The following is an 18,056-nucleotide window of genomic DNA, read 5'->3' as shown; positions in this document are numbered from 1 at the left end:
CCCCCGCGCCCGGGCCGTGCGCGGCGGGTTCGCCGGAGCCGACGCCGGTGCCGCCGGCCGCCGGAAGTGCAGCGAGCCCGGTACCCGCGCCCGCGCCTCCGTGCGCCGTTTCCTGGCGCCCCGCGTGATCGGGGTGCCCGGGGTGTTCGTGGTACGGGGCGAAGGCGCCGATGAGGTCGGCCGCCGCGGTGCGGAACAGTTCGCGGCGCCGCACGCCGCGTGCCGCCGCCACCGCCTGCTCCGGCCCCTCCGCGCGGCCGACGGCGGCCAGCACCTCCTGCTCCAGGTGCTCGCGGGTGCGCGGGCGCAGCCCCTGCGGGTCGCCGAGCAGGGCGACCGCCTCGGGGGCGCGCAGCAGCAGGTCGGGGGCGAGCCGGCCGGCGGACAGCACCCGGGCCAGGTTCTCGGCCGCGGCGCCCTCGTCGCGCAGCAGCCGCAGGTACCAGGGCGTCTTGCCGAGCGCGTCGGAGACCTTGCGGAAGCCGAGCAGCCCCGCGTCCGGGTCGGCGGAGTCGGCGAACCAGCCGAGCAGCACCGGCAGCAGCGTCCGCTGGATGGCGGCCTTGCGGGTCACCCCGGAGGCCAGCGCCTCCAGGTGGCGCAGCGCACCGACCGGGTCGGCGTACCCGAGTGCCTCCAGGCGCTGGCCTGCGGCCTTGGAGCTGAGCCGGGTCTCGCCCGGTTCGAGTTGGGCGACGCCGTCCAGCAGCGGCCGGTAGAACAGCTTCTCGTGCAGCCGCCGCACCTCGCGCGCGTGCCGCTTCCACTCCTGCCGCAGCCGGGTCACCGGCTCGGTGCGCGGCCAGTCGAAGGGCCGCGACAGGGAGCGGCCGAGCCGGCGCAGGTCGGCCTCGTCCTCGGGGACCAGGTGGGTGCGGCGCAGCTTGTAGAGCTGGATGTGGTGCTCCATGGCGCGCAGGAAGCGGTACGCGTCGTCGAGGGCTGCGGCGTCCGCGCGGCCCACGTAGCCACCGGCGGCGAGCGCGGCGAGCGCCTCCAGGGTGCTGCCGCTGCGCAGGGACGCGTCGCTGCGGCCGTGGACGAGTTGGAGCAGCTGCACGGCGAACTCGACGTCCCGCAGCCCGCCGGGGCCGAGCTTGATCTCCCGGTCGACCTGGGCCGCCGGGATGTTCTCGACCACCCGGCGGCGCATCTGCTGTACGTCGGGCACGAAGTTGTCGCGCTCGGCGGCCTGCCACACCAGGGGTTCGACGGCCGCCACGTACGCCTGCCCGAGCGCGGCGTCACCGGCCACCGGGCGGGCCTTGAGCAGCGCCTGGAACTCCCAGGTCTTGGCCCACCGCTGGTAGTAGGCGAGGTGGCTGGCGAGGGTGCGGACCAGGGGGCCGTTGCGGCCCTCCGGGCGGAGGTTGGCGTCGACCGGCCAGATGGTGCCCTCGGCGGTCACGTCGCCGCAGATCCGGACCAGTCGGGCGGCGAGCCGGGTGGCGGCCCGTAGCGCGGTCGACTCGGCGTCCCCCGGGCCGCCGTCGCCGTCGGCCGCGCCGGCGCCCGGTTGCAGCGGTGGTTCGGCGACGAAGATGACGTCCACGTCGGAGACGTAGTTGAGTTCGTGCCCGCCGCACTTGCCCATCCCGATGACGGCGAGCCGGCAGGCCGCGGCGTCCTCGGGGGCTTCCTCGGCGGCGATCCGCAGGGCGATGCGCAGGGTGGCGGTGGCCAGGTCGGCGAGTTCGGCGGCGATCTGCGCAACCCCTGTGGTGCCGCACACGTCGCGGGCGGCGAGGCCGAGCAGGCAGCGCCGGTAGGTGGCGCGCAGCGCGTCGGGCTTGCTCTGCTGCTTGTCCGCGGGCTTGGCCTGGTGGCCGTCCGCGGGCTTGCTGTGGTGCCCGTCCGCGCCGCCCCACACGCCGTCGGCCAGCGCCTGTTCGAACTCGGCCGTGGTCGGGTGCAGGTCGGCCGATTCGTAGGTGACCAGCGAGTGCCAGTCGCCCGGGTGCCGCGCGAGGTGGTCGCCCAGCGCCTCGGACGCGCCGAGCACCCCGAGCAGCCGGTCCCGCAGCGGCTTGGCCGAGACGACCGTGGTCAACAGCGTCTGCCGCTCCTCGTCGGACAGCGCCTCCGCCAACCGCACCAGGCCGCGCAGCGCCAGGTTCGGATCGGCGGTCGCCCCCAGCGCGTCGAGCAGCACGGGATCGGCCCGTACGCTGGCGAGCACGGGCGCGTCCAGCAGCAGCCCGGCCGCCGCGGTGTCGGTGAATCCGTAGCGCAGCAGCCGTCCGTACTGGCTGTCCCGTCGCCCTTGCAGCACGGCGCACCCGCCTTTCCGCGCGGTCGTCACCCGGTGCAGGCGCCCACCGTGCAGCCGCCTGGTGCCACGACCACTCGCCATGATCCGCACGGGAGCTTAGTACCTGCCCGGCACGGAGCCACCGGCACGGGCCACCCGTGTCCCCCGCGCCCCATGGTGACCCGGACTGCGGGTCCGCGTCACGGGGGGGTGGGCGCGGGGAGTCTGGGGCGGGGGGTGGGGTGGGGGTAGGGCCTGGGGTCGGCGCGCGTGGGGCTGGGGGGGGCGGCGCCGCGCGCGGGCGGGCTGCTCAGGGCCGACGGGACGTGAGCGTCGGCCTTACCGGCTGGGCTGGGGGCCGGGCCCCCAACCCGCCCCTACAACACCGGCAACATCTTCCGCAGCTCAAAAGCCGTCACCTCGCTGCGGTACTCCTCCCACTCCTGCTTCTTGTTGCGGAGGAAGAAGTCGAAGACGTGTTCGCCCAGGGTTTCGGCTACCAGTTCGCTGCGTTCCATCAGGGCGATGGCCTCGCCGAGGTTCTGGGGCAGGGGCTCGATGCCCATCGCGCGGCGTTCGGAGTCGGAGAGGGCCCAGACGTCGTCGTCGGCGCCGGCCGGGAGTTCGTAGCCCTCTTCGATGCCCTTGAGGCCGGCGGCCAGCAGCACCGCGTACGTGAGGTAGGGGTTGGCGCCCGAGTCGATGGAGCGGACCTCCACGCGCGTGGAGCCGGTCTTGCCGGGCTTGTACATCGGGACCCGGATGAGCGCGGAGCGGTTGTTGTGGCCCCAGCAGATGTACGAGGGGGCTTCGCCGCCCGCGCCGGCGGTGCGCTGGGAGCCGCCCCAGATGCGCTTGTACGAGTTGACCCACTGGTTGGTGACGGCCGAGGTCTCCGCGGCGTGCCGCAGCAGGCCGGCGATGAAGGAGCGGCCCACCTTGGAGAGCTGGTACTCGGCGCCCGACTCGTGGAAGGCGTTGCGGTCGCCCTCGAAGAGGGAGAGGTGGGTGTGCATGCCGGAGCCGGGGTACTCCGAGAACGGCTTGGGCATGAACGTGGCCTGTACGCCCTGTTCCAGCGCGACCTGCTTCATGACGATGCGGAAGGTCATGATGTTGTCGGCGGTGGACAGCGCGTCGGCGTAGCGCAGGTCGATCTCCTGCTGGCCGGGGGCGCCCTCGTGGTGGGAGAACTCGACCGAGATGCCCATGGATTCGAGCATGGTGATCGCCTGCCGGCGGAAGTCCATGCCGACGTTCTGCGGGGTGTGGTCGAAGTAGCCCGATGAGTCGGCGGGCACCGGCCGGGTGCCGTCCACCGGCTTGTCCTTGAGCAGGAAGAACTCGATCTCGGGGTGGGTGTAGAAGGTGAAGCCGAGGTCGGAGGTCTTGGCGAGGATGCGCTTGAGGACGTAGCGCGGGTCGGCGTACGAGGGCGAGCCGTCCGGCATCAAGATGTCGCAGAACATGCGTGCGGTGCCGGGGGCCTCGGCGCGCCAGGGCAGGATCTGGAAGGTGGCCGGATCCGGCTTCGCGATCATGTCCGATTCGTAGACCCGGGCGAAGCCCTCGATGGCGGAGCCGTCGAAGCCGATTCCCTCGTCAAACGCCTGCTCCAACTCGGCGGGCGCCACCGCGACGGACTTGAGGAAGCCGAGCACATCGGTGAACCACAGCCGTACGAAGCGGATGTCGCGCTCTTCGAGCGTGCGGAGCACGAACTCCTGCTGCTTGTCCATAGTCCCTATCCTCGCAGGTCAGACGGCCGCTCTGGGGTGCTGGGCAGATCCGGTGACACCTCAGTATCACGCCAGCGGGTTTCCGTTGAGTTTCGCATCCGCCCCGGCGCTTTGCGCCAGCGCGTACGGGTTCCCCCGGGTGTCGTGACTTTCCCCGTTTGTCAGGTGCTTGGCGCTACGCCATCGCGTTGACGGCGACCGCACCCCGCACCCCCGCCCGGCAGCCCGACCGGCGGCCCGGAGCCCCCGAACAGAACTCGCCCCACTCAACCCCTTCCCCATGTGAGGTGACGTGTGAAATTTTACATGGCACACCCCTCCCGTTCGTGTCCATGTCAGACGCGGCGGACGCGGGGTGCCCCCGTGCGCCCCGCGCACGGCAACTCCACCCCCACAGGAGGCAACTGCCATGAGAAGGACCCCGGTGCGCGGACGCACCGGCCCCCTGGCGGCGCTGGCGATATCGCTGTGCCTGGGCGGCGGGCTGCTCGCCGCCCCGAGCCAGGCCGCCCCCGCCACCCCCGCGCCCGCCGCCGCCCGCACCCAGGGCCCCACCGGCGCGGGCCCGCAGGGCGCGAACCCGCACGGCGCAGACCCCCACCGCGCAGCCCCGCAGGGCACGGCCGCGGCCGATGCCCAGGCCGATGACCCCGAGCACGTACGGGACGCGGCGGCCCCGGTGTCGCAGCGCCCGCCGCTGGCCGCCAGCAAGGACGCGCTGCGCCGCTCGTACGACGAGCCGGCCGACTCCGCCGTCCGCTCCGACGCGCAGCGCCGGCCGTCGGCGCGCCAGGGCGCCCGCGTGGCCTGCGACGTCGCGGACTTCACCGGCAACACCGGCGCCGCACTGGTCGAGAAGGTCAAGGGGGCGGCGCCCGACTGCATCAACACGCTGTTCAACCTGACCGGCTCCGATGCGCGCGGCGCCTTCCGCGAGGAGCAGATGGTCACGGTCGCGAACGCACTGCGGGCCGGCTCGGCGGACTACCCGGGCGACGGTTCGACCGGGATGCCGCAGATCGTGCTGTTCCTGCGGGCCGGGTACTTCGTGCACTGGTACCACCAGGAGGACGTCGGCGCGTACGGGCCCGCGCTGCGCTCGGCGATCCAGGGCGGTCTCGACGCGTTCTTCGGCTCCGCGCACTCCGGTGACGTGAGCGACGCCAACGGGGAGACGTTGTCCGAGGCGGTCGTCCTGATCGACAGCGCCGAGGAGAACGCCCGCTACCTGCCGGTGGTGGAGCGGCTGCTGACGGCGTACGACTCCTCGTACGACGGCTCGTGGTGGATGCTGAACGCGGTCAACAACGTGTACACCGTGCTCTTCCGCGGCCACCAGGTGCCCGAGTTCGTGACCGCGGTCGAGCGGGACCCGGGCGTGCTGCGGACGCTGTCCGACTTCGCCGCCGCGCACCTGGACCTGCTGGGTGGCGAGCGGAGCTACCTGACCTCCAACGCGGGGCGCGAACTCGGCCGCTTCCTCCAGCACGCCTCGCTGCGCGCCGAGGTGGCGCCGCTGGCCAGGGACCTGCTCCGGCGCAGCGAGATCACCGGCCGCACCGCGCCGCTGTGGGTCGGCGTGGCGGAGATGACCGCCGCGTACGACGGGGACAACTGCGCCGATTACGGCACCTGTGACCTGCCGAAGCGGCTGTCGGACGCGGCGCTGCCGGTGCGGCACTCGTGCGGTCCGAGCATCAGCATCCGGGCGCAGGACATGACGGCCGACCAGTTGGCCGCCACCTGCACCAGCCTGACCGGGCAGGACGCGTTCTTCCACGACGTCGCCCGGGACAGCGGCCCGGTGGCCGACGACCACAACGAGACCATCGAGGTCACGGCCTTCGACTCCAGCACCGACTACCAGACGTACGCCGGCGCGATCTACGGCATCGACACCAACAACGGCGGCATGTACCTGGAGGGCGACCCGTCGAAGGTCGGCAACCAGCCGCGGTTCATCGCCTACGAGGCGGAGTGGCAGCGGCCGGAGTTCGCGATCTGGAACCTCAACCACGAGTACACCCACTACCTCGACGGCCGCTTCAACATGCACGGCGGCTTCGAGGCCGGGGTGAGCACGCCGACCGTGTGGTGGATCGAGGGCTTCGCCGAGTACGTCTCGTACTCCTACCGCAACCTGCCCTACCAGGAGGCGGCGACCGAGGCCGGCAAGCACACCTACCGGCTGAGCACGCTCTTCGACACGACGTACGAGAACGCCGACACCACCCGGGTCTACCGGTGGGGCTACCTGGCGGTGCGGTACCTGCTTGAGCGGCACCGCGGCGACGTGGACACGGTGCTCGGCCACTACCGCAGCGGTGACTGGCAGGCCGCGCGGGCGCACCTGACGCGGACCATCGGCAGCAGCTACGACGCCGACTGGGACGCCTGGTTGACCGAGTGCGCGGCCGGCGGCTGCGCGAGCACGGGCGCCGCGCCGACCCACCGGGCCGGCTGACCCACGCGGCGGGAGCCGGACCGAAGCGCCCGGCTCCCGCCCTCCCGACCCCGCCGCCCTCGGCCCGTCCCCCCATACGGACCGGGGGCGGCGGCTGCGCGGGGCGGGTGCCCGGGCTCGGAGGCTGAGGCGCGGGGCGAGATTCGGAGCCACCCGGGGCGGCGGCGCACCCGGCGGGCTTCCCCGCGCGCTGACACGTACGGGTGCGGGCCGGCGTCAGCCACCCCTGCGGCCCCCGCGGCTCCGCCGAGCCGGCCCATCGGCCCCGTCGGCCGCATGACATGTGAAGTTATACTCTCCGTGCCGAACCTAGGACGGAGGCCCACGTGGCTGACCTGCGGCAACGCAACTTGATCTTGGTCCAGGAGCGGCTGCGCGACCAGGTGGCGAACGCCCTGCGCGCCGCCATGATCGCCGGTGAACTCCAGGCCGGAACCGTGTACTCCGCCCCCGCGCTCGCGGCCGAACTCGGCGTGTCGGCGACGCCGGTCCGCGAGGCCATGCTCGCCCTCGCGCGCGAGGGCCTGGTGGAGCCGGTGCGGAACAAGGGCTTTCGGATCACCGAGTTGTCCGACCGCGACCTGGACGAGTACAGCGAGATCCGGGAGCTCATCGAGGTGCCCACGATCGGGCGGGTGACCCGCACCGTGGCGGTGGAGGACCTGGAGTCGATGCGCCCGGTGGCCCAGGAGATCGTGGCCGCCGCCGGCCGGCACGACCTGATCGGCTATCTGGAGGCGGACCGCAGGTTCCACCTGCAACTGGTGGGCCTGGCCGGCAACGCCCGACTGGTGGAGGTCGTCGGCGACCTGCGCAAGCGCGCCCGCCTCTACGGCCTCGCCCGGCTGGACAGCAACGGCGAGTTGATCGCCTCGGCCGAGGAGCACCTGGAACTGCTCGACCTGATGATCGCCGGCGACGCCGCGGGCGCCCAGGAGTGCATGCGCCGCCATCTGGGCCACGTCCGCTCGCTGTGGTCAGCGCGCGACAAGGAGGCGGGCGCGGCGGCGTCCCCCGCCCCGGGCCCCGGCTCGCGGGGGTCCGCCCGGCGGTAGTCGGTTTCCGCCCCACCCCCTGACACACATACCCCACGGGGGTAAGCTACCCGCGATGTCAGCCCGCTCGCGCACGGCGCCGCACGCCCCGCGCCGGGGCACCGCCTGGTGCGCTCGGCTGCTGTTGCTGTCCGCCCTACTCTTCGGCATCGTCACGATGCACACCATCGGCCATCCCGCGGAGCACGGGTCGGCGGGCGGGCCAGGGGCGGCGAGCGAGCCCGGCGTGACGGCCGCACACCGGGCCGTGGACGCGAGCGGAGAGCCGACCGCCGGCGCGCCCGGGGCCACGGCACACCACGCGACGGCCGCCCGGCCCGAGCCGGGTGACACCCTCACCCGCCCGGCCCACCCCGCGCCCCCACGGCTCGGCGCCCAGGTCGCCGACCAGATCGCCGCGCCAGGGCACGGCGGCATGGACCCGCTCTCCGTCTGCCTCGCCGTGCTCGTGGCGTGGACCGTCGTGCTGGTGCTGAGCGCCGCCGCACGGCGCCGTACCGGGGCTGCTGCCGTGCGGTGCCTCGGCGCACCCGGCCGGCCGCGACGGCGCGGGCCGCCCCCGCTGGCCACCGCCGCGGCCCGCCTTCCGGTGCTGCGCATATAGCGGCGGCCACGCCGCTCCCCACCCCCACCCACCGGCCAGACCAGTTCCTCGGAACATCGCCAGCCGACCGGTCAACTCCCTGCACCAGCAAGGACGTTGGCGTGCCGTCGGCCGGTCGGTGACGGGTGCCTACGAGCGGCGTTCGAGCCTCCCTCCCGCGTAGCCACCGATGTGATTCGAGGTGCATCTCGTATGCGCAGCACCACCCGGCGAGCCGTGCTCGCCGCCACCACCGCACTCGCCGGCGGCGGCCTGCTCGCCGCCTGTTCGTCCGACTCCGACCCGGGCTCGCGTTCGGGCCCGTCCGCCGGCTCCGGTCCGGAAGCGGGCGGCGACTACCTCGCGCCCGACGGCCCGGAGGTCGCCGCGGCCGAACGCCGGCGCCGCCCGGGCCCCGAGCGCAGGTTCGACCTCACCGCGGCCCGCGCCCGCCTGGACCTGGGCGGCGGGGTCAGCGTTCATTCCTGGGCGTACGGGGGTGAGTTGCCCGGCCGGGAGGTGCGGGTGACCGCGGGCGACACGCTCGCCCTGCGGCTCGCCAACCACCTGCCGCAGGCCACCTCGCTGCACTGGCACGGCCTCGCCCTGCGCAACGACATGGACGGGGTGCCCGGCCTGACCCAGCGCCCGGTGCGCGCCGGCGCCGCGTTCGACTACCGCTTCACGCTGCCGCACCCCGGCACGTACTGGTTCCACCCGCACTCGGGCGTGCAGCAGGACCGCGGCCTGTACGCGCCGCTGATCGTCGAGGACCCCAAGGAGCCGCTCGCGTACGACAAGGAGTGGGTCGTGGTGCTCGACGACTGGGTGGACGGCGTCGACGGCAGCACCCCGGACGCCGTGCTCGCCGAACTCAGCGCCGGCATGGATCACGGCGGCGGCGCCCACGGCGGCGGCATGGACCACGGGAACATGGACCACGGCGGCGGGACGGGCGACGGGGCCGTGGACCACGGCGGGATGGACCACGGGGCGGGCAGCGGCCCGAGCCCCAGCCCCGGCGGTGGGTCCGGCGGCGGGACCGGCCGCACCGGGCCGCCGCGCATGATGATGGGCGCCACCAGCAAACTGCTCGGCGGCGACGCGGGCGACGTGGCGTACCCGTACTACCTGGTCAACGGGCGCAGGGCGGAAGGTCCGCGGACCTTCAGGGCGCGGCCCGGGGACCGGGTGCGCATCAGGTTCATCAACGCGGGCGGGGACACCGCCTTCCGGGTGGCGCTCGGCGGGCACGAGATGACGGTCACGCACACCGACGGCTTCCCCGTCGAGCACGCGCGCACCGACGCGCTGCTGCTCGGCATGGGCGAGCGCTACGACGTGCTGGTCACCGCCGGCGACGGGGTGTTCCCGCTGACCGCGGTGGCCGAGGGGAAGCGGCGGGCGGCGCTGGCCGTGCTGCGCACCGGGGGCGGCGCGGCGCCCACCGCGCGCACCCGGCCGAGGGAGCTGTCCGGCCGCCTGCTCACCGCGTCCGACCTGCGTGCGGCGGAGCCCGTACGGCTGGCGCCCGGCGCCCCGGACCGCACGGTGAAGCTGCGGCTGACGGGTTCGATGGCCCGTTACGACTGGGCGGTCAACGGCAGGCGGTACGACCCGGCGGCCCGCTATCCGGTGCGCGCGGGCGAGCGGGTGCGGCTGTCGTTCGAGAACGCGACGACCATGTGGCACCCGATGCACCTGCACGGGCACACCTTCGCGCTGGCCGGCGGGGCGGCCGGGCGCGGTGGTGCGCCGAACGCCGGGGCGCGCAAGGACACCGCCATCGTGCTGCCGGGCCGCCGTCTCGACGTGGACTTCGACGCCGACAACCCGGGCCTGTGGATGCTGCACTGCCACAACGTCTACCACGCGGAGTCGGGGATGATGACGGTCCTGGGCTATCGGAAGTAGCCGCCCGGGCCCGTCCGTCCACCCCCGGGGCACCACCCCCGCCTCCGGGCCCCCGCCGTCGCCCCCGGCGGCGCGGTGTGGTCGCCCTCACCACCCCATCGCGTCAAATAGACGATTACACTGGGCCGCGTGCCTCAACTTCGCCTCGCTCTGAATCAGATCGACTCCACCGTCGGTGACCTCGCGGCCAATGCGGAGACCGTCGTCCAATGGACCCGGCACGCCGCCGAACAGGGCGCCCACCTGGTGGCGTTCCCCGAGATGGCGCTGACCGGCTACCCCGTCGAGGACCTGGCGCTGCGCGCCTCCTTCGTCGAGGCGTCCCGCGCCGCGCTCACCGCGCTCGCCGCCCGGCTGGCGGCCGAGGGGTTCGGCGAGTTGCCGGTGGTCGTCGGCTACCTGGACCGCAGCGACCGGGAGCAGCCGCGGTACGGCCAGCCGGCGGGCGCGCCGCGCAACGCCGCCGCCGTGCTGCACCGCGGACAGGTGGCGCTCACCTTCGCCAAGCACCACCTGCCGAACTACGGCGTCTTCGACGAGTTCCGCTACTTCGTGCCCGGCGAGACGCTGCCGGTCATCCGGGTGCACGGGGTGGACGTGGCCCTCGCCATCTGCGAGGACCTGTGGCAGGAGGGCGGCCGGGTGCCCGCCACCCGCTCCGCCGGCGCCGGTCTGCTGGTGTCCATCAACGCCTCGCCGTACGAGCGCGAGAAGGACGACACCCGGCTCGAACTGGTCCGTAAGCGGGCCCAGGAGGCCGGCTGCACCACCGCCTACCTGGCGATGATCGGCGGCCAGGACGACCTGGTCTTCGACGGCGACTCGATCGTGGTGGGCGCGGACGGCACGGTGATCGCGCGGGCCCCGCAGTTCGCCGAGGGCTGCGTCCTGGTCGACCTCGACCTGCCGGCCGCGGCCCCGCAGCCGCCGTCCGGCGTGGTCGACGACGGGCTGCGGATCGACCACGTCACGCTCAGCCAGGACCCGGTGCCTGCGTACGAGCCGGAGCTGGCCGGCGGCGAGGCCGAGCGGCTCGGTGACGACGAGGAGGTCTACACGGCGCTGGTGGTGGGCCTGCGCGCGTACGTCGCCAAGAACGGCTTCCGCAGCGTGCTCATCGGGCTCTCCGGCGGGATCGACTCGGCGCTGGTGGCGGCCATCGCCTGCGACGCGCTGGGCGCCCGCAACGTGTACGGCGTCTCCATGCCGTCCAAGTACTCCTCCGGCCACTCCAAGGAGGACGCGGCGGAACTGGCCCGGCGCACCGGCCTCAACTTCCGTACGGCCCCCATCGTGCCGATGTTCGACGCGTACATGGGCTCGCTCGACCTGACGGGTCTGGCCGAGGAGAACCTCCAGGCCAGGCTGCGCGGCACGCTGCTGATGGCGCTCTCCAACCAGGAGGGCCACATCGTGCTGGCCCCCGGCAACAAGTCGGAGCTGGCCTGCGGCTACTCCACGCTCTACGGCGACTCCGTCGGCGCGTACGGGCCGATCAAGGACCTGTACAAGACGGTCGTCTTCCGCCTCGCCCGCTGGCGCAACCAGGCGGCCGTCGAGCGCGGCCAGACCCCGCCGATCCCGGAGAACTCGATCACCAAGCCGCCGAGCGCGGAACTGCGCCCCGGCCAGGTGGACGCCGACTCGCTGCCCGACTACGACGTGCTCGACCAGATCCTGGAGCGGTACGTCGACCGCGACCAGGGCTGCGCCGAGATCGTCGCGGCGGGCTTCGAACCCGAGCTGGTGACGCGGGTGCTGCGGATGGTGGACGCGGCCGAGTACAAGCGCCGCCAGTACCCGCCGGGCACCAAGATCTCCGCGAAGGGCTTCGGCAAGGACCGCCGGCTGCCGATCACCAACCGGTGGCGCGAGTCGGGCTGAGCCCGCGGCGCACCGAACGGGCGCCTCGCACGAGCGGCCCGCCGGGGACTTCCGGCGGGCCGCTTCCGCGTGTGGGGTGTGGGGCCGCTCCGCGAGTGGGTGTGAGGTGTGGAGTGTGCGGCGTGGGGTGAAGTGTGGCCAGGCACGGGTCCTCGCGCACCGGCGGCGGCGCTGCCGGGCACGGGCGGGCTGGCCGGGGCCAATTCGGAGACGCGACATCGCGCCGAGCACCGCCGGTGATTGCCGTTTCGGCCGCGACCGGTGCAGCAGCCATGGAATGCTCTCGTTCCGCACGGCCCGCCGACAACGGAGCACACCGCTCATCGTCCTGCCCGCTAGGAGGCTCCACGCATGTTCGCATCGCTTTTTGTTCTGTTATATGTCGCCCATTTATTAGCCGATTACCCGCTCCAGACAGACCACCAGGCAGCGCATAAAGGAGAGCGAACCGCGGTCGGGTGGCGCGCCAATGCCGCGCACTCCCTCACGCACGTGGGGACGTCAGCCGCCCTGCTCGCCACGGGCGCAGTCGTGCTCGACCTCCGCTTCGGCGTTTCCGTTTCCCTGATCGCCCTGGTCTGGATCGGTGCCAGCCACTCCTTCGTCGACCGCGGGTGGCCAGTGGAGCGGTGGATGAAGAACAGCCTCCAGGAAAAGTCCTTCGAGGAAGGAGGAGCCGCCCCTATCGACCAGGTCGCGCACGTTTTCGCGCTTATGGTCGCCGCACTGGCCATTGCTGGCACGTCTTAATCGACGTACCTCACATGATGTCGAAACACCTTGTTTGAGGTCCGCTCCACCTACCGGGAGTCTTGCGCCCGCCGGCCCCCTCCGGATCTCCGGCGGGCGAGCCCGGCTCCCGGGAGGCGTCCCCGCGCGAGGGCGGGAATACTCGGCCGCGTCGTCCGGTTCTCCACGGGAGCGCTTGACGATTCAAAAGAATGTCGATGCGGCGACGATCCGTGCAGCAACGAGGAGTGGACCGGTGAAGGTCGAGATCTACAGCGACATCGCATGCCCGTGGTGTTACGTCGGCAAGGCGCGCTTCGAGCAGGCGCTGGCCGCGTACCCGCAGGCGGACCAGGTCGAGGTGGTCTACCGGCCGTTCCAGCTCGACCCGAGCGCGCCGGAGGAGCCGTTGCCGCACCGTGAGGTGCTGGCGGCCAAGTACGGGCCGCAGTCCGTGCAGATGGACGCGCGGATCACGGAGCTGGGCGCGGCCGAGGACCTCGTCTTCGACTTCGACACGGTCGTCGAGAACAACTCGCTGCTGGCCCACCGGCTGCTGCGGTACGTGCTCGACGCGTACGGGCCCGAGGCGCAGGCCCGGCTCAAGGGGCGGCTGCTCGCCGCCCACTTCGGCGAGGCGATGGACATCGGCGACCGCGCACAGCTCGCCGACGCCGCCGTCGAGGTCGGGCTCGACCGTGACCCGATCACCGAGTTCCTGAACGGCGACGACCTCCACGACGAGGTGCTGGACGAGATCGAGGTGGCCCGGGCGCGCGGCGTCACGGCCGTGCCCACCTTCGTCTTCGAGGGCCAGTGGGCCGTCCAGGGCGGCCAGGAGGCGGACACCTTCCTGCGCGTCTTCGAGCAGGTCGCCCGGGAGACCGCGACCGCCACGGCGCCCACGACGGGCCAGGGCGCGGCGTGCGAGGGCGACGCGTGCGAGGTACCGCGCGACTGAGCCGGGGCCCGGGCGATCGGCCAGCGGGGTCGTCGGCCGGCCGGCCGGTCGGGGAACGGCCCGGCCCTTCGACGGCCGCAGGCCGCCGGAGGCTAGAAGTTGACCGAGGCGGCCACCGGCAAGTGGTCGCTGCCGGTGTCGGGCAGGGTCCACGCCGAGACCGGCTCCACGCCGCGCACCAGGATCTGGTCGATGCGGGCCATCGGGAACGAGGCGGGCCAACTGAAGCCGAAGCCGTCGCCCGCGGCGCCCTGCGCGGAGCGGAGCTGGGAGGTGACGGGGGCCAGCGCGCGGTCGTTGACGGTGCCGTTCAGATCGCCGAGCAGGATCACCCGCTCCAGCCGCTCGGCCCGGATGGCGGCGCCCAGCGCCCGCGCGCTGTCATCGCGCTGCCCCGCGGTGAAGCCGGCGTTGAACTTGACGCGTACGGAGGGGAGGTGGGCCACGTACACCGCGACCTCGCCCTTGGGCGCGGTCACCGTGGCCCGCAGCGCGCGGGACCACCCCATCTGGATGTCCACGATCTGCGCGTCCTTGATCGGGTACGTGCTCCACAGCCCGACCGTGCCCTGGATCGTGTGGTACGGGTACGCCGACTTGAGCTCGCGCTCGTACGTGGGGGCCGCGTCGCCGGTCACTTCCTCCAGCGCGACCACCTGGGCGCCGGACGCGGCCACGTCCTTGGCCGTACTGGCCGGGTCGGCGTTGTCGGCGTTGACGTTGTGGCTGACGACGGTGAGGTCGCCGCCCGATCCGGACTTGCTGGTCAACAGGGAGCCGAAGAGATTCAGCCAGACGATCACCGGCATCAACAGCACGACCAGCGCGGTCGCCGAGCGGCGCACCAGCGCACAGACCAACAGGATGGGAATGCCCACCATCCCGATCCACGGCAGAAACGTCTCCAGCAGGCTGCCGAGGTTGCCGACGTTGTTGGGGATCTGCGCGTGCAGGATCATCAGCAGCGCGAGGAGCACCGCGAACCCGGCCACCACCAGACCGCGCCGCCACACCTCGCGGCCCCGCCAGCCGTCGATCAGCCGCCGCCCGTAATCCTTGAGGCGCTCCGCCCGAGAACGGGCCGGTCCGGGCTCGTCCCGGTCGTGCCCGGTCTCTTCCGCGTACGCCTGCGCCATGCGTCGTCCTCACTAGCTCACCGGCCCGCCACCGCCTAGACCATAGGTGATGACCAGGGTGTTTCCGACGCTCCGGGTGGGCGTCTCGAAAGTGAGGACGAGTGGCGGGCGGGCCCGGGTTCCGTTTTCGGCGAGTTGGGCGGGGCCTGTGACACGGCTGGCACAAACCGTCGTAGATCCACTACAAGGAGTGCAACAAGGGCAGCGGCCCGCGCAGCGCCACGCAGCGCAGACCATCGCCGGCGCCGGCCCGCCCACGACTGGCCGGAACTCCCCCGTCCGGCGGGTGATTCGCCCGACTTCACCCCGGCTGGTCCGGGGAGGCTGCCGCGTCCGCAGCCTCCCCGGGGGACGGGCGGTCGCCTTGCCGCGCGGAACACGCGGCACCGCACCGTACCGCCCCGTACGAGGCGCGTCCGCGGTGCATGGGCGATGCGTACGCGGCGCACCGGCACGGCGGCGTACGGGCTCAGTCGTGCGGGCGCACCCCGTCCAGGACGGTGTCGACGATGCGCTCGGCGAGGCCCTCGGGGAGTTCCTGCCACTCGTGCAGCAGGACGCGCGAGAGCATCGGGCCGACGAAGAGTTCGGCGACGAAGTCGACGTCCTCGTCCGCGCGGATCTCGCCGCTGGCCATCCCACGGGTGAGGATCTCGCGCATGACCTGTTGCCGCTTCTGGATCACGTTCGTGTGGTAGGCGTCCCAGAGTTCCGGCTGCGCCTTCACCTGGGTCAACACCGTGCGCACCAGCGCTGACTGGCGCTTGGCGAGGCCGCGCCTGCGCATCGACTCCAGCATCTGGACCAGGTCGTCGCGGACGGACGCGCCGGTGGGCGCGGGCGTATCGCTGTCCAGGGCCTGCATCACGTCCAGCATCAGCGCGGGCTTGCCCGACCAGCGCCGGTAGACGGTGGCCTTGCCGACGCCGGCCTCCCGGGCGATGCGCTCCATGGACAGGTCGGCGACCGTGGCGCCCTCTTCGAGCAGCCGCAGCACGGTTTCCACGATCGCGGTGTCAGCCGCGGCGCTGCGCGGGCGGCCCCGCCGCTCCCCCGCCCCGCCGCCGGCCGGCTCGGGCAACGCGTCGAGCCCGTCGCCGGCGACGGCGGTGGCCGTGGCGGCGCGGCGGGGGCCGGGAGCGCCTGCCGCGGCCACGACCGGGTCCGGGGCCGGGGCCGAGGCCGTGGCTGCGTCCGTGGCCGTGGTGGTGGTTGTGTCCGTGGTGGTATCAAGGGCGACCAGGTCCTGCGGCGCCGGCAGGTCCCCGGGGTGGTGGGGGCCGGCCGGGGCCGGCACGCCATCCGGCGCACTCGCTCCAGCGCCCGTCCGCCGGGCCGCCCCGTCGCCGGGCGCGCGCCGGGCGCGGCCTGGTGGTGGGGTGGCCCGACCGGGCGTCCGGCCGGCGTCGGATGGCGTGGGGATCACCGGTGTGCCTCCAGGGTGTTCGGTCCGCCCGCCGACCCCGCCGTACCGGCTGCACCCGCCGTACCGGCTGCATCGGCACCAGCCGCACCAGCCGCACCAGGCTCATCGCCGCCGCCCGTCGCACCGGGCCGCTGGGCCGGTACGGGCTGCTTGCCGGGCAGGAACACCGCCACGACCAGCGCGCCCAGCACCGCGACACCGGCCGCGGCGACCGCCGTCAGGTGCATGGCGTGGATGAAGGCGTCGTGCGCGGGCGCGACCAGCGCCTTGCCCTGCTCGCCCATCCGCTGCGCCGCGCCGAGCGTCGCCTCGATGGACTCGCCCGCGCTGTGGCGCTGTTCGTCGGAGAGGCCGGGGACGGCCTTGAGTTCGTCGTCGATGCCGTTACGGTACGTGGTCGACAGCAGCGAACCCAGTACGGCCACCCCCAGCGCCCCGCCGACCTGCCGGAAGGTGTTGTTCAGCGCGGAGCCCGAACCCGCCTTGTCCCGCGGCAGCGACTGCATGATCGCGACGGTGACCGGCGGCATGATGTGCGCCATGCCCGCGCCCTGGAGGAAGAAGAGCACTTCCAGGACCCAGATCGGGCTGTCCACGTCGAGCAGCAGGAAGCCGGCCAACGTCCCGGCGATCACCACCATGCCCGCGGTGCACACGGCGCGCGCCCCGAAGCGGTCCACCACAAGGCGGGTGCGCGGCGCGAAGATCAACTGGGCGCCGGCCAGCGGCAGCAACAGCAGGCCCGACTCCAGGGCGCTGTAGCCGCGCACGCTCTGGGTGTAGAAGACGATGAAGAACGTGACGCCCATCAGCGCGAAGAAGACCAGCGCGATGGCGGCGATGGCCGCCGAGAAGGCGGGCTTGCGGAAGTAGCTGATGTCGATCGCCGGGTGCTCCACGCGCCGCTCGTACCAGACGAACAGCAGCAGGACCAGCAGGCCACCGCCGCTGGTGCCCAGCACCTCGGGGTCGGCGAAGTCGGCCAACTGGCCGCCCTTGATGATTCCGTAGACCAGCAGCACCAGGCCGATGACGGACAGCAGCACGCCGACCGGGTCGAACCGGCCGGGCGAGGGGTCGCGGGAGTCCGGCACCAGGACGACCATCGCGATCAGCCCGACGATCACGACCGGGACGTTGACCAGGAAGACCGAGCCCCACCAGAAGTGTTCGAGCAGGATGCCGCCGGTGATCGGGCCGATGGCGATGGCGAGGCCGACGGCGGCGACCCAGATGCCGATCGCCTTGGGCTGCTCGTCACGCTCGAAGACGTTCATCAAGATCGCCAGGGTGGCGGGCATCACCAGGGCGCCGCCGAGGCCCATCACGGCCCGGTAGGTGATCAGTTCGGCGGGCGAGCCGGAGAACGCGGCGAGCACCGAGCCGATGCCGAACACCAGCATGCCGGCGAGCAGCACCTTCTTGCGGCCGACCCGGTCGCCGAACAGGCCGGCGGTGAAGAGCAGCCCGGCGAAGACCAGGGTGTAGGAGTTGATCGCCCATTCCAGCTCGCTCTGGGTGGCACCCAAACCGGTCGGTTCCGGCTGCGAGATGGTCTTCATGGCGACGTTGAGGATCGAGTTGTCCAGGACCACGATCAGCACGCTGAACATGAGGACGACGAGGATCGCCCACCGCCTGCGGTGGATCGCCTCGGGCACGGTACGGACCGTGGCTATGTCGGATGGTGTTGCCATGCCGGCCAGGCTACGTCCATTTCGAAACGAGACCGTCTCGTATTGGAAAGTCTTTACGCAGAGATGGGGGCGAGGAGACCCGCCGCGGGGCGGGCCGGCCGCGGGGCGCCGCACGGAGCGGGGTGCCGGCCGCAGAGCACCGCCCGCCGGGCGCTGACCGCGGGCCGCGGGGGCCTCGGGCCGCAGCGCCTCGGGCCGCGGGCTACCGACCGCAGGG

General features: G+C 73.0%; 12 protein-coding genes. 7 read left to right on the top strand and 5 right to left on the bottom strand.

Annotated features, from left to right (window positions below):
- Positions 1-2,272, bottom strand: a 2,272-nt coding sequence (locus ACMA1D_RS25745; protein ID WP_414726385.1) for a bifunctional [glutamine synthetase] adenylyltransferase/[glutamine synthetase]-adenylyl-L-tyrosine phosphorylase, incomplete at its 3' end; no start/stop codon positions are given.
- Between the two features lie 356 nt (positions 2,273-2,628).
- On the bottom strand, positions 2,629-3,990 hold the full coding sequence (gene glnA, locus ACMA1D_RS25740) for a type I glutamate--ammonia ligase (RefSeq protein WP_349994291.1): 1,362 nt from the start codon (positions 3,988-3,990) through the stop codon (positions 2,629-2,631).
- A 409-nt stretch (positions 3,991-4,399) separates the two neighbouring features.
- On the opposite strand from glnA, the gene ACMA1D_RS25735 reads away from it, so the two are divergent.
- The 7 genes from ACMA1D_RS25735 to ACMA1D_RS25705 all read left to right on the top strand — a co-directional run bounded on the left by ACMA1D_RS25735 (position 4,400) and on the right by ACMA1D_RS25705 (position 13,580).
- Positions 4,400-6,454, top strand: a complete 2,055-nt coding sequence (locus ACMA1D_RS25735; RefSeq protein ID WP_414726384.1) for a collagenase — start codon at positions 4,400-4,402, stop codon at positions 6,452-6,454.
- A gap of 326 nt (positions 6,455-6,780) precedes the next feature.
- On the top strand, positions 6,781-7,509 hold the full coding sequence (locus tag ACMA1D_RS25730) for a GntR family transcriptional regulator (protein WP_414726383.1): 729 nt from the start codon (positions 6,781-6,783) through the stop codon (positions 7,507-7,509).
- 55 nt (positions 7,510-7,564) lie between these two features.
- The gene (locus ACMA1D_RS25725; RefSeq protein WP_414726382.1) at positions 7,565-8,113 is read left to right on the top strand and encodes a hypothetical protein; all 549 of its coding nucleotides are present in this window, start codon (positions 7,565-7,567) and stop codon (positions 8,111-8,113) included.
- Positions 8,114-8,305: 192 nt separating this feature from the next.
- The gene (locus ACMA1D_RS25720; protein ID WP_414726381.1) at positions 8,306-10,006 is read left to right on the top strand and encodes a multicopper oxidase family protein; all 1,701 of its coding nucleotides are present in this window, start codon (positions 8,306-8,308) and stop codon (positions 10,004-10,006) included.
- Positions 10,007-10,135: 129 nt separating this feature from the next.
- The gene (locus ACMA1D_RS25715; protein ID WP_349993932.1) at positions 10,136-11,890 is read left to right on the top strand and encodes an NAD+ synthase; all 1,755 of its coding nucleotides are present in this window, start codon (positions 10,136-10,138) and stop codon (positions 11,888-11,890) included.
- Positions 11,891-12,241: 351 nt separating this feature from the next.
- Positions 12,242-12,640: a DUF3307 domain-containing protein gene (locus ACMA1D_RS25710; RefSeq protein WP_414726380.1), complete on the top strand. Its 399-nt coding sequence runs from the start codon at positions 12,242-12,244 to the stop codon at positions 12,638-12,640.
- 235 nt (positions 12,641-12,875) lie between these two features.
- Positions 12,876-13,580, top strand: a complete 705-nt coding sequence (locus ACMA1D_RS25705) for a DsbA family oxidoreductase (RefSeq protein ID WP_414726379.1) — start codon at positions 12,876-12,878, stop codon at positions 13,578-13,580.
- Between the two features lie 92 nt (positions 13,581-13,672).
- Here the strand turns inward: ACMA1D_RS25705 and ACMA1D_RS25700 are convergent, their stop codons facing one another.
- The 3 genes from ACMA1D_RS25700 to ACMA1D_RS25690 all read right to left on the bottom strand — a co-directional run bounded on the left by ACMA1D_RS25700 (position 13,673) and on the right by ACMA1D_RS25690 (position 17,839).
- Positions 13,673-14,716: an endonuclease/exonuclease/phosphatase family protein gene (locus ACMA1D_RS25700; protein ID WP_414726378.1), complete on the bottom strand. Its 1,044-nt coding sequence runs from the start codon at positions 14,714-14,716 to the stop codon at positions 13,673-13,675.
- A gap of 469 nt (positions 14,717-15,185) precedes the next feature.
- On the bottom strand, positions 15,186-16,013 hold the full coding sequence (locus ACMA1D_RS25695) for a TetR/AcrR family transcriptional regulator (RefSeq protein WP_414726377.1): 828 nt from the start codon (positions 16,011-16,013) through the stop codon (positions 15,186-15,188).
- A 125-nt stretch (positions 16,014-16,138) separates the two neighbouring features.
- Positions 16,139-17,839 (bottom strand): MFS transporter, encoded by a 1,701-nt coding sequence (locus ACMA1D_RS25690; protein ID WP_414726376.1) that lies wholly within the window; start codon positions 17,837-17,839, stop codon positions 16,139-16,141.
- Between the last annotated feature and the right edge of the window lie 217 nt (positions 17,840-18,056).

Origin of the sequence: Streptomyces sp. 796.1 (assembly GCF_047525675.1) — a bacterium.
Lineage (GTDB): Bacteria > Actinomycetota > Actinomycetes > Streptomycetales > Streptomycetaceae > Streptomyces.
This window is presented reverse-complemented; position numbering and strand designations above follow the sequence as displayed.